The following is a 12,013-nucleotide window of genomic DNA, read 5'->3' as shown; positions in this document are numbered from 1 at the left end:
CGGGTGGCGACGCGGCGGGCGTTCTTGAGCTCGTTGAAGCGCCGTTCGAGCAAGTTGCGCAGCCGGTAGAGTGATCGGTCCACGCCAACGCACTTTTTGCGGGACTTGCGCATCCTTTGCCCGGCAGGGCATCGCAAAGCGATGTCCCGATAGGGGAATGACCGGCGGGACATCTCGTCTGTTTATGGTCTCCCGAATTCTGTCAGCGTCATAGCCTCGGTCGACCAGCAGAACACTCGGTGTCGGCAAATTGTCAGCCATGATCAGATCGAAGCCGACATTGTCGGAGGTTTGCCCCGCAGTGATCTCCGTCCTCATGGGCAGCCCGCTCGGCATTGTCCTCGGACCGATGGCGGATCAATACCTCGCCATTGACGAGGAGGTGGATCTTTGTCGTGAAGCCGCCACGCGAGCGGCCAAAACCCTGTCGCGCAGTCCCCCTTTAGCGCCCGCTGCCCCCCTCTCGGGACATTGCTGGCGCAATGCCCTGCCGGGCAGTGGATGATGGGCGCGGATCACGGTGCTGTCGATCATCTGCAGGGCGTCCGACACCGCCCGGCTTTGGTTCAGCGCGTCCATGATGTCCTCCCACAATCCCGCCAGCGTCCAGCGTCGGAACTGCCGATAGACACTCGACCACTTGCCGAACTCTTCAGGCAGATCGCGCCAGGGAGAGCCTGTGCGCGCGATCCAGAAAATTCCATCAAGAACCAGGCGGTGGTTGGTAGGTTTGCGTCCGTTCGGGGCGCGGACTGTCCGGATGAAACGCTCAAAGAACGCGCATTTCTCGTTCGACATCAGGTCTCGTGCCAAGCTGGTCTCCATCGCAGATACCAGCTTGAATCACGCTTGCCGCGCAGTGTGAATCTCTTTTGTCAACACGTCCTAATCCTCCTGCTCGATTAACGCTGATAGCCGAGCAACGAAGTAGGCGTTGCCGGGACGCGCTGGAAACGTGCCGCGGCAGTGACAAGCCACTCCGCGCTTCGTGTCGCAGGGGGAGCCGGTGGAACACCGCAATCCTTCGACCATCGCGCAGCAGAGCAGCTCGTGCCCGCCAAAGCGAAACGATGAAGCCGGCTACGCGACGTCCTTCCATTTGACCGGGGTGACATAGGCGATCCGGTCATCTGCACTGACCATGACCTCCCCGTCCTGGATGTTGATCTGCAGTTTCATCGAGCGGTTTGCCAGGCCCGCCAGATCACGGGTCTCATCCTCCGAGAGGTTCATGACCTGCAGATTGTCGAACCGGGTCGTGCTGCCCTTGATCTTGTCCCACCACACCTCGGCGGGCCTGCCGCCGTAGGCATAGATCACCACCTTGCCCGCTTTGCCGCATGACTGACGCAGGACCTTGTCGCTTGGAAGCCCCAGCGCCACCCACAGTTCCAGCTCGCCACTCAGGCTCTTTTGCCAGATGTCCGGCTCGTCATCCGTCGACAGACCCTTGGTGAGTTCCAGTTGCTCATCGGCATTCAGGGCGAAGGCCAGCAGGCGTACCATCAACCTTTCATCCGTCTCGGAGGGATGCTTCGCCACGGTCAGCTTGTGCGTCTCGTAGTAGTGACGATCCATGTCGGAGACGGAAAGTTCGACTTTGTAGATGGTGGATTTTAGCGCCATGACAGGTCCCTCACTCGCGAAGATAGCGATGCCTAGTGGGTCAGGCGGCTTTGTGAAAGGAGATAGGTCAAGGTGCCGAACAAAAGGTGGTCATACTGGCCGGGTCTACGGTCCGACAAAGGGCCCGGTTTTCCCCCGCATCGGGTCAAACCCTCTTCACGGCAACCGACTGAACCAGAAGTTCGGCCGGCTCCTGGGAATCCATGAAGGCCACGTCGTAGGCGTCGCGGCCCACTGCGATGATCGCCATCGATGCTGCGCTGGTCATGCCGGTTGCATCGACAAGCCACCATTTTCCGCTCAGCCAGACCTCGGTGACGGCGTGAAAGTCGGGGGGCTCGACGTCCGGGCTGTAGACGGCCACCATGCGGGCTGGGATCTGGGCCGCACGGACCAGTGAGCACATGAGATGCGCGTAGTCGCGGCACACGCCCTGACGTCCGGCGAAGGTTTCGAGCACGTTGGTATCCGCATCCGAGCTGCCGGGCACGTAGGTCAGGTTCGTCTCGATCCAATCCCGCAGCGCAAGGATCTGCAGGCCGCCACTCAGGTCCCCGAAGCGCCGTTGCACGAAGGTCATGAACTTGTCCGACTGGCAATATCGCGAGGGTCGCAGATATGGCGCCACGTCTCCGGGGATCAGGTGCAGGGGCATGGCCTCAAGCGTCTCGAACCGAGGTTCCGGCCGCGTTACATCGAGCAGCGCGCGGTAGGTCAGGTTCATCTCGCAATCGGGAACCTGCGCCCAGACCCGCTCGCCGACATCCGAGTCCCCGCTGATGCGGCTGAGCGCGGCCCGGCCGATATCCAGATGCTCCTGAACGACCGTCTGGCCAGCGCCCTTTGCCGCTTCCAGCGCAAGGAACACGGTGTTCGGGCGGGGGAAGCGGTAGGTCATCGCGACGTCGATGGTGATACGCATCTGGACTTTCCTGATCTCGAGTTGGGCGCACGACCTGGACCCCTCATCCGGGGTCCGCCCGCCCAACGGAATGTGATCTCCGGCCATGCCGCATCCCAGCCAGTTTGCAAAGGGGTAGATGCGCCGAGAGCCTTTGGAAGAGTTGAACCGCAAACCCGGGGCCCCGTCTGCGCCGGGCCGTTGCTCGTCAGGGAGCGCTACAAGCGCGCCAAGAGTTCAGCCTTCTTCGCCTCGAACTCTTCCTTGGTGAGGATACCCTTCTCGAACAGACCCGCGAGCCGTTCGATCCGGCTGAAAATCTGGTCATCGTTCATGGCCTGAGGGGCTTCGACGCTCGGCGCGGGCCGCTGTTCCGGTTCGGCCGTGACGGCAGGGGGCGGATCGGCTGCAAAAGGGGTCGCGGCGGAAGGCGGGGACGCGCTGTCGTGCGATGCCGGCGCGTTGCGATCGACGATCGGCAGATCCGAGAGCTGTACGAGCCCGTGCTGGCTGGTGAAGCTGAGGCTCTGGCCGACGCCCTGCGCCTGTCCAAAGCCGCCGATCAGATGGTCGCCGGTGTCGTAGACCGTGGTGTGCCCTCCAACCTTGACCGCCAGCCGGCGCTTGTCGGGGAAATACGCGTAACGCAGGTCATTCTGGGTTCCGGCGGAAGACGGCTGACCGAGATCGGCGGGCCAGTCGCTGGTCTCCTGCACGAACAGGCTGACCCCGGACACGTCCGGCGTCCCACCCTGCGATTGCGACTGCGAGGACACCGGAGCCGCGAAAAGGCTGTGCTGCTGCACGATCCCCGAGAGCTCCGAGCAAAGGCTGTCGACCCGGGCCTTGAGACCATTGTTGAACATGTCGCCGACCATGGTCATCCCGCCCAGCGACCATTGCCCCATGCCGCCAAGCTCGGGATGGTTGAACTGGGCCTGAGTGCCATGCCCGGCAGACACGGCCATGAGCATATGCATCGCGGCATCGCCACTGATCCCATGGCGGGCCGCGATATCGGCGACGATCGCCGTGCCTTCTTCAGTCAGTCGGGCCATCTGTCCAATCTCGTGTTGTTCCGCACCCGACGCTAGCACCGATGGGCGGCGACAGACACCGCCGATCGTGTGGGTGCTGCACATGGGACAATTCGCGCGCCGTCGCTGCTCAGCGCAGCGTCAGCTTCATGCACTTGGTGGGGGTCAGGAAACGTCCCCCAGCCATTGGTGGCATGATGTCAGCCAGCCATGACGGCAAGCTCCGAGGCATTTCGAAAGCGTACGGACCGCGAAAGCGAGACACTCCGTACGCCAGACGCATCAGCCGATGCCACGCCGCCTCTGGGAAGTGTCCGCAACGGCGCGCCTCGTGCTGGTCAGTGCAGGCGGGCTCGAACGAAATACGCCAGAACCGATACCTCTCCGAGGATCCGAAGCGCCTCCAGTCTGTGAAGGCCTTCGATCAGCACGTAGCCATCTCCGTCGGGACGAAGCTGTATCGGGGTCGTCTGCCCATCTTCCAGAATGCTCTCGGCAATCTTCTGGACCTTGTCCTCGCACAGCGTCTTTTTCCGCTTGAGAGGCACCCTGACGTCGCTGATCGGAACGGTGTGTTTTTCCAACATCGTGCGAGCATGGTGCACCTTGGCGTGAGACGCGAGTCCTTTCGGAACTGGGACGCCCTGCTTTGATGTGCCTGCGACCGGAAGCGGGGCTGCCGGCCCGCAGCCCTCAGCGGTCTTAAGATCGAGAGGGCGGGCCAAGACGTCATACACGCGACGCCTCCCCTCGTCGGGTCTTTCTATCCGCGGGCTTTGCCAAGGACCGCCGCCAGTGCCATGCAGATGATAACGAAACCGTATCCGATGGTCGTTGCAGCCAGTCCCAGCGACGTGACGAGCGCTCCGGCGACAACCACCGGGACCCCGAAAGCGAGGTAGCTGACGGTGAAAATCGCCTCAAACAACTCGCCACGCTCGTGGGGCCCAGCCAGCGGAGCAAGCGAGCGGACTGCCCGTAGAAGCAGGTGCCGAAGCCTGCACCCGCCAAGGGAAGTGCGAACAGATAGGCCCATATGCTTCCAAGCTGAATGGCAAGAAGCGTCAGGGCCGTGCCTGCAGCAAGCGCCAATGTGCCGAAGCGCAGGGTCGCCGAAGCCGATGCGTGGCGAGCGAAGAAACAAGCCAGCGCACCGGTTCCGGCCAGCGCAGTGACCACGGCTCCCTGTTCGAGGCCATGGGGCAAGCCGAAGACATGGATCGAGATCGAGACGCCCAGCGACAGGTAAAAGCCACCCGTGGCCCAGGTCGCGAACAGCGCGGGGGCGACGCGCCGGAAGGCCGGCCGCGCGGTGGCGGGAATGCGGACACGGGGGCGCAGCGAGGACCACAGGCCTTCGTGGCGCGGCGATGTTTCACGCCACGCCCAGACACCCGCGGCGAAGAGGATGCTGACCAGTGCGAGGCCCTGGAAGAACGGATGCAGGGCATGGGACGTCACGTCGATGGCGGCACCAGCCTGGAGCGCGCCGGTCGCCAGCCCCGCAGGCGGCAGCGTGGCATTCGCGCGGCATCCATCTTGAATGGCGACTCTCCCGCAACGAAAAAGGCGCCGCGTGGCAACGCGGCGCCTTCCCGGGTCCGAGGACCAGTTCAGATCCGGCCAAGGTCCGGCTCGCTCTCACCCAGCCATGCCTTCTCGAAGGCAGTACGCGCCTCAGAGACCGCAGCCTCAGACGTACCGCCGATCAGCGACACCTGCCACAGGCCCCAGAGCGCCCAGGCGTTGTTGGGCTGGGTCTCGAGCGCGCCCTCGAAGGCTTCCCGTGCGCCCTGCGCGTCGCCGGCCTGAAGCCGGACCGCGCCCAGCGTCTGGCGGACGGGGTAGTACCAGTAGGGCGGCTCCATGTAGGCGATGGTGTCCTCAATCTCGATCGCCGCTTCGAGGTGATGCTCGGCGGAACCCCAGTTGCCCTGGCATTGCGCGATGCGGGCCTCGACGATGTGTTTGGCGATCTCCAGCACGTCACGGGCGGGGAGGTATTGCTCTTCCAGACCCGCAAGATCCGCCTCGGCGATGATCCGTTCGATGGCGGTCTGCTCGGCCAGCGCGCCGTCCAGATCTCCCACCAGCGCCAGCGCGATGCCCCGGGCATAGTGCCAGTGGCCCTTCACGAAGGGAAAGGCATCGCCCGGGTCCGGCAGCGCCAGGATCTCCTCCGGTGTGCTGAACTGCGCGTGCGCCGTGTAGGGGGCCGTCTCGATCGCCTGAACCCAGGCAAGCGAGGCGCCGACCTCGTCCGAGGTGACATCCGCCAGCTTCTGGGCCGCCGCCAGCGCGTCTTCCTTGATGCCGGCCATCTGGGCGCCGACCAGCAGGAAGTGGATGTTGTGCGGGTAGTAGCCGAAGCGATAGAGCGCGCTGGCCGCGTCGCCCGCGGCCTCGAGATAGGCCTCGTCCGCGGCAATCGCCGCCTCGTTCACCGCGATGGAATCGCCGTAGCGGCCGATGCGGTTGTAGATATGCGCGGGCATGTGCACGAGGTGCCCCGCCATGGGCACACTGCCACGGAGCGCATCCGCCGCCGCCTCGGCCCGCGCGGGTTCGGCCGAGGCCTCGACCGCGTGGATGTAGAGATGCAGCGCCGCCGGGTGCTCGGGCGACAACGCCATGGCGCGCTCGAGCGAGGCGAGGATCTCGGCGCCGTTGCCCTTGGGCGTGACGCCGTCGGCCTCCCAGTAATCCCACGGCTGCATGTTCATCAGCGCGTCGGCGTGGAACACCTGGATGTTGGCGTCGCCGGGGAACCGCGCGGCCACGTCGCCCATCGCCTCGGCGAAGGCGCGGTTCATCAGCTCGCGGTTGCCGCCCTCGAAGGCGTAGCGCAGCACCAGCGCACGGGCGAGCGCCATTTCCTTGTCGGTGACGGCGGTGTCGACGGCGGTCCAGGCGGCGTCGAAGGCCGGGGTGACGTTCTCGTCATGCATGCCGTCGTTCAGGTTCGGCCCGAGCGCATAGGCCTCGGCCCAGTAGCAGGCGGAACATTGCGGGTCGGCCTGCTGCGCGGCGCGGAACGCCTGGACGGCGGCGGCGTGGTTGAACCCCCAGAGCAGCGCGATGCCCTGTTCGAAGGCGGCGCGGGCCTCGGGCACCTCGGTGCGGGGATCGAAGCCGAAATCGCCGTAGCCCGAGAACGCCGCGACCGAGGCGGCATCCGACGCGGACAGCTCGGAGGCGGCGTGTTCGACGCCGGGTTTGTAGAGCTCGGTGCGCCGGTTGGTCTCGTGCGCGACGGCAGGCAGGGTGAGGGCGGTGGTGGCCGCGAGAATGGCGGCACAGGTCAGTCGGAACGACATGGGGACGTCCTTTCGGGGAAATGGTCTGTCGTCGAAATGGGGTGGCGACAGGGGAGAGGTTGGAAATGGTCAGTAAGCGACGCCGCGATAGCGCCGTTGCCCAGGCGCCGGTTCGGGCGCGGGGGCGGCAGCCGTGGGACGGTAGGCGACACCGCGGTACATGAGCCGCGTGGCCTCGGCGCGCCGGGGCCGGGTCAGCTCTGAGCGGCGGTAGGCGACGCCGCGATAGCGCAGCACCGGTTCACCGCCCTGGCGGTCGGGGAGGGCGGGCCCGTCGAAGAGCGCGAAGGTCGGGGTCAGAGCGGTCATTGCAAATGCTCCTTGAAAAATGGGGGGAGGAGGACGCCGCCCGGCAAATTCCGGACGGCGGCAGGTCGATCAGGCGCTGTGCGGGCAACACAGCAGTCGGCGATGGCCTCGACGTGGCGATGGTCGGTGCCGCAGCAGCCGCCCAGCACCACGAGGTTCGGCAGAAGCCGGCGCAGGCGGGCATAGTCATGGCCGAGCTCCGCCGGGTTCCCGGCGTCGAGCTCCTCCGCCGCGTCGAGCTCGGCGTGGCTGAGGCGCGAGGCGTTGGCACGCACCCCGCCGATCCGCTCGAGCCAGCCCGAGCCCGCCGCGAGGGCGTCGCGGAAATGGTCCGGGTGCGCGCAGTTCACCATGAAGTAGGCGGCGGCCCCGTCGGTCTCGGCGTCGGTCTGCTCGAAGGCGGTGCCGAGCGGCGTGCCGTCCGGCAGGCGACCGTCGGTCTCGACGGTGTAGGAGACCACGACCGGCAGGCCGCGCTTGCAGGCGGCGCGGATCGCGCCGACCCCTTCGGCCACGGTCGAGAGGGTCACGGCTGTCACCATGTCCACGTCGGTTTCGGCGAACCAGCCGATCTGCTCGGCGTGGTAGGCCTCGGCCTCGGCGGCGGTCATTGCGGTGTCGGCGACGTAGCCGTCCCCTCTCGGGCCGATGTTGCCCGAGATCACCACGGGGCGGACGCCGCGGGCCGACGCGCGCAGGTCCGACAGGAAACCGATCGCCGCATGGTTGAGCCGCGCGAGGTCCTCGGGGCCGTGGCCGAGCTCGGCACCCCAGTCGCGGCTGGCGCGCCAGGTCGGCGCCTCGAGCACGAAACCGGTGCCATGGTCGGCGGCAATGGACAGGTGGCGGCGGTAGTAGCGGGCCAGCGTCTCGCGCCCGGAGTCCGTCTCCATCAGCGGATATGCGGCGAATGCCGGTAGGTCGATACCGTCGTGAAAGATAAGCGTCGTTTCGAGCCCGGAATCGGTCAGCAGAATCGTGCCGTCGAATTGCGGAAGGTTATTGCGATAGGTTGTCATTTGAATCACCATAGAAAAGGGCGTTGGGTCCGGGGCGGAAGCCCCGTCATTTCATCAAGCGGATCGTTCTGGGGGAGGCCGATATCGGCCTTCAGATGCCGCGAAACATGCGGGAACGCGCGCGGTCTCTTATTTCGCCGCAACCGTCCCCCGATGGTAAAAAACTGTTTGAATTGCATTGTCGGTACACCTGATTGGTTGTGGTGACGTCGTATTGATCCGGCGGCGTGAATTCGGTCGGGTGGCCATGCGTGAAAGGCGCGTGAAAGCATGACTCTCTGGCTCGAATTCCTCGGGGGATTCGCGATGTCACGGAATGGCGCCCGGATTTCGCTGAGCGCCCGCAAGGCCAGGATGCTGCTCGGACTGCTCGCCGCGGCGCGCCGCCGCACGATGCCCCGCCAGCGGCTCGCCTCGCTCCTCTGGGAGGCGAGTGACGGCGAGCAGGCGCGGGTCAGTCTCCGCCAGTCCCTGTCGCAGATCCGCCGCGCAGCGGGGGTCGAGTGGGTGATCTCGGAGGGCGACGAGCTGAGTCTCGGGCCGGAGGTGACCACCGATCTCGACGCCTTCCACGCGGCGCTCTCGCGCAACGATCTGGCCGAGGCGGTGCGCCTCTACCGGGGGCCGTTCTTCGATGGCGCCGACACCGGTGCCTCGGACCTCGGGCAGGCGCTCGCGGCCGAGCGGGCGCGGCTCGCAGGGCTGGCCTGCGACGCGCTGGCGACGGAGCTGGAGCGCAGCGACGACGGCGCCGAGACCCCGGCGCTGGCGCACCGGTTGCTGCTGCTGGACCCGCTCAACGAGGACGCCCACCGCCGGCTGATGATCGCGGATGCGGGCCGGGGCATGCGGCGCGCGGCGCAGGCGAGGTACGAGACCCTCGAAGAGGCGCTCCGGCGCGACATGGGCGTCGCCCCGGAACCCGAGACCCGCGCGCTGTATGAGCGCATCCGGCGGGGCGGCGGTGGCAAACCCGTGGCGACCGAACCGGAGGCGGAGGTGCCGCCCGAGGCTCCGCCCGCCTACCTGCTGCTCGGCTTCGAGACCGAGGGGGCGCGCGACTGGTCGGCCCTGCGCAGCGCCGCGCTAGCCGCGGGCGCCGAGGAGCGGGCCTCGGGCCCCGGCGAGATCGTCTTCCTCTTCACCGGGCAGGAGTTGCGCGCCGTCTCCACCGCCGCGCTCGAGCTTGCCGACCTCGCGGCGCAGGGGCTTGCCTTCGGCATGGTCGCCGCGACCGCCAGCGACGAGCTTTCCGCGCAGTCGCTGGTCGAGGCGCGCCGGGTCGCCGCCATGGCCGAGTCGGGCGACGTGCTGCTGGCCCGCGATCTCGCAACGCGCCTCGGGCTTCCCGCCGAGCCCATGCAGCGGGCGGTGCCGTTGCGGCCGGGCGCCTCGGCGCCGCGTCCCGAGGCGCCGATGGTGGGCCGCGAGCTTGAACTTGCGCAGGCGGAAGCGGCGATTGCCGCCGCCCGCAACGCCGACAGCAGCCTCGTGATCCACCTCTCCGGCGAGGCCGGGATCGGCAAGAGCCGCCTCGCGCGCGAGATCCTGCGCCGGGCCGAAGGGGCAGGCGCCACCACCGTCGAGATCGGCTTCGACGCCTTCTCGCCCGGTGAGCGTCACCCGGCGCAGCGGCTGGTGGCGCAGCTGCCGCAGCCGCCCTTGCCCGGCCCGCGCGCCACCGCCGTCGAGCGCGCCGTGCTGTCGTGGCTCGTCGAGCCGCAGATCGGCGCCGACGCGATGCTGCGGATGAGCGCGCTCGATCCGGACGTGCAGCAGCGGCTGATCATCGAGTTGCTCGCCGACTCGCTGAGGCAGGCCGCGGTCGAGACCGGCGGGCTGCTGGTGCTCATCGAGGACTGCCACTGGAGCCCGGTCGGTGCGAGCGACTTCCTTCTCGGGCTGATGAGCGGGTTGCAGGACAGCCCGGTGATCCTGCTGCTGACCGAGCGGCCCCATGACGGCAGCCTCGACCATCGCCTTGCGGCCCGGGCGCGATCGGGCGTGGTGCGCATCACGCTACCGCCGCTGCCCGAGACCGCGGCGCGTGACCTTGTCCGCGCCATCGCGCCAGGGGTGAGCGCCCCCGATGCGGCCATCGACCGCGCCGCCGGGCACCCGCTCTTCCTGATCCGCCTTCTCGAGGCGAACTGGACCGAGGGCGCGCTGCCGATGACGGTGACCGAGCTCGTGCAGGAACAGATCGAGCGCCTGCCCGAGGCGGACCGCGCGGCGCTGCGCCGGGCGTCGATCCTCGGGACCTCCTTCGATCCCGAAGACTTCGCCGCGATCTTCCCCGAGTCCGCCCGCCCCCGGCAGAGCGGCGACCTGCTGCATGCCACCGGGACCGGCTTCGCGTTTGGCCACGACCTCGTATACCGGGCGATCTACGAGGCGATACCGCCCGAGGCCCGGCAGGCCGGTCACGCCCGCGCGGCGGTGTACTACCGTGGCCACGACCCGATCCTCTGGGCCAACCACGCGCTGCACACCGACTATGCCGCCGAGGCGAGCCGCGCCGCTGCCGGGGCCGCCAACGCGATGATCGCCGCCCGGCGCTTTGCTGCGGCCTATCCCTATATCGAGGCGGGGCTAGCCCGGGACGGCGACCCCGAGGCCATGGCCGAGCTGCACTCCTGTCGCGCCGGGCTGCGGCGGATCCGCGGCGACATGAAGGGGGCGCTCGACGATTACCGCGCCGCCCACGGCAAGGCGATCCGCGCCGAGACCCGCGCCGCCATGCTGTGCCGGCAGGCGCTGGTGCTGCACCGGCTGGGGCGTGGCGACGAGGCAGACCGCGTGCTCGATGCCGCCGAGGAGATCGCCGACAGCATCGGCCTGACCGGGCTCGGGCGCGCCGAGATCCACGAGCAGCGCGGCAACCGCGCCTTCCTTCGGGGCGAACTGGCCGAATGCCTTGCCCAGCACCGCGCGTCGCTGGCAGCGGCCGAGGCGACCGGCGATCCGCGCGGCATCGCCCGGGGGCATGGCGGCATCGGTGACGCGACCTATGCCGCCGGGCGTTTCGCCTCTGCGCACCGGCATTTCTCACGCGCCATCGAGATCGCCGAGGAGGCCGGGCTCGGGCTGGTGCGCGAGGAGTACCTCTTCATGCGGGCCTTCGCACTCTTCTTCGCGGACCCGGGCCCGCATGCCCACCTGCTCGCCGACATCGCCGTCGACAGCGCCCGGCAGTGCGGGGCGGTGCGCACCGAGCTCATCGCCCGCGAGGTCCGTGCCGAGATGCGGCTGATGAACGGCGATATCGAGGGGCTCGACGAGGATCTTGCCGCCATCGAGGCGCTGACCCCGGGCGAGAGCCGGTTCTCCAAGGACGTGGAGACGCTGAAGGCGTTCAGCGCGTTGCGGGGCGGCGATGCCGAAGCCGCCCGCAGCCGCATCGCGGCGCTGCTGCCCGACGCCGGGACCGACGCCTATGTCGGCGGCACGATCTTCGGTTTCGCCGCGCTGGTGGCCGAGGATCGCGAGGCCCGGGACCAGGAGATCGCCGACGGCCTCGCCTGCCTCGCGCGCGGCTCGCTGGCCCACGCGGTGATCTGGTTTCATGCCTCCGTGCTGGAGCGGGCGATCCTCGACAAAGACCGCGACCTGGCGCGCGTGCACATGGATGCGCTGACCGCCTTTGCCTCGGACGAGCCCATCGGGCTGGTCACCCACTACGTCCGGGCGGTCGAGATGGCGCTCTGGCCGTCGGACCCGCAGGCGCGTTCGGACCTCGTGGACGAGCTTCGCCGCAGATGCCTCAGCGACGTGGCGGCGCTGGTCGAGGCGGTGGTGTGACCC

Annotated in this window: 9 protein-coding genes and 1 pseudogene; 1 reads left to right on the top strand and 9 read right to left on the bottom strand. The window is 67.8% G+C overall.

The window, feature by feature from the left end:
• From BLQ77_RS24360 to BLQ77_RS24320, 9 genes and pseudogenes are all read right to left on the bottom strand, one after another.
• A pseudogene (locus tag BLQ77_RS24360) lies at nt 1-825 on the bottom strand (IS5 family transposase); the annotation flags it as partial.
• 255 nt (nt 826-1,080) lie between these two features.
• Nucleotides 1,081-1,626, bottom strand: coding sequence for a YaeQ family protein (locus BLQ77_RS24355; protein WP_008887224.1), 546 nt, complete (start codon nt 1,624-1,626; stop codon nt 1,081-1,083).
• 145 nt (nt 1,627-1,771) lie between these two features.
• Nucleotides 1,772-2,548, bottom strand: coding sequence for a transglutaminase-like domain-containing protein (locus BLQ77_RS24350; RefSeq protein WP_089963506.1), 777 nt, complete (start codon nt 2,546-2,548; stop codon nt 1,772-1,774).
• A 197-nt stretch (nt 2,549-2,745) separates the two neighbouring features.
• The gene (locus BLQ77_RS24345) at nt 2,746-3,585 is read right to left on the bottom strand and encodes an SHOCT domain-containing protein (RefSeq protein WP_089963504.1); all 840 of its coding nucleotides are present in this window, start codon (nt 3,583-3,585) and stop codon (nt 2,746-2,748) included.
• A gap of 317 nt (nt 3,586-3,902) precedes the next feature.
• Nucleotides 3,903-4,301: a ParB N-terminal domain-containing protein gene (locus BLQ77_RS29530; RefSeq protein WP_242661848.1), complete on the bottom strand. Its 399-nt coding sequence runs from the start codon at nt 4,299-4,301 to the stop codon at nt 3,903-3,905.
• Entirely contained in the window at nt 4,294-5,025 is a 732-nt protein-coding gene (locus tag BLQ77_RS28520; RefSeq protein WP_131822053.1) for an MFS transporter, read from the bottom strand. The genes BLQ77_RS29530 and BLQ77_RS28520 overlap by 8 nt, the downstream gene beginning before the upstream one ends.
• 152 nt (nt 5,026-5,177) lie before the next feature.
• On the bottom strand, nt 5,178-6,881 hold the full coding sequence (locus BLQ77_RS24330) for a tetratricopeptide repeat protein (RefSeq protein WP_089963499.1): 1,704 nt from the start codon (nt 6,879-6,881) through the stop codon (nt 5,178-5,180).
• 69 nt (nt 6,882-6,950) lie between these two features.
• A complete protein-coding gene (locus BLQ77_RS24325) occupies nt 6,951-7,190 on the bottom strand; it encodes a DUF4278 domain-containing protein (protein ID WP_008886682.1) in 240 nt (79 codons plus the stop codon).
• The gene (locus BLQ77_RS24320) at nt 7,187-8,209 is read right to left on the bottom strand and encodes a homocysteine S-methyltransferase family protein (RefSeq protein ID WP_242661847.1); all 1,023 of its coding nucleotides are present in this window, start codon (nt 8,207-8,209) and stop codon (nt 7,187-7,189) included. Before BLQ77_RS24320 ends, BLQ77_RS24325 begins: the two co-directional genes overlap by 4 nt.
• Before the next feature lie 270 nt (nt 8,210-8,479).
• On the opposite strand from BLQ77_RS24320, the gene BLQ77_RS24315 reads away from it, so the two are divergent.
• Nucleotides 8,480-12,010 carry an ATP-binding protein gene (locus BLQ77_RS24315; protein ID WP_089963497.1) on the top strand — a complete coding sequence of 1,177 codons (3,531 nt, stop codon included), beginning with the start codon at nt 8,480-8,482 and terminating at the stop codon, nt 12,008-12,010.
• Nucleotides 12,011-12,013: the final 3 nt, after the last annotated feature.

Origin of the sequence: Salipiger thiooxidans, assembly GCF_900102075.1 — a bacterium.
In the GTDB taxonomy this organism is placed as follows: Bacteria; Pseudomonadota; Alphaproteobacteria; order Rhodobacterales; family Rhodobacteraceae; genus Salipiger; species Salipiger thiooxidans.
Note: the sequence above shows the minus strand (reverse complement) of the source record. Positions and strands in the feature narration are given on the sequence as shown.

What these genes read in the sequence shown, in the direction of transcription:
- BLQ77_RS24325 (WP_008886682.1), bottom strand. Translation starts at nt 7,190, where the DNA reads ATGACCGCTCTGACCCCGACCTTCGCGCTCTTCGACGGGCCCGCCCTC.
- BLQ77_RS24320 (WP_242661847.1), bottom strand. Translation starts at nt 8,209, where the DNA reads ATGACAACCTATCGCAATAACCTTCCGCAATTCGACGGCACGATTCTG.
- BLQ77_RS24355 (WP_008887224.1), bottom strand. Translation starts at nt 1,626, where the DNA reads ATGGCGCTAAAATCCACCATCTACAAAGTCGAACTTTCCGTCTCCGAC.
- BLQ77_RS24345 (WP_089963504.1), bottom strand. Translation starts at nt 3,585, where the DNA reads ATGGCCCGACTGACTGAAGAAGGCACGGCGATCGTCGCCGATATCGCG.
- BLQ77_RS24315 (WP_089963497.1), top strand. Translation starts at nt 8,480, where the DNA reads ATGACTCTCTGGCTCGAATTCCTCGGGGGATTCGCGATGTCACGGAAT.
- BLQ77_RS24330 (WP_089963499.1), bottom strand. Translation starts at nt 6,881, where the DNA reads ATGTCGTTCCGACTGACCTGTGCCGCCATTCTCGCGGCCACCACCGCC.
- BLQ77_RS24350 (WP_089963506.1), bottom strand. Translation starts at nt 2,548, where the DNA reads ATGCGTATCACCATCGACGTCGCGATGACCTACCGCTTCCCCCGCCCG.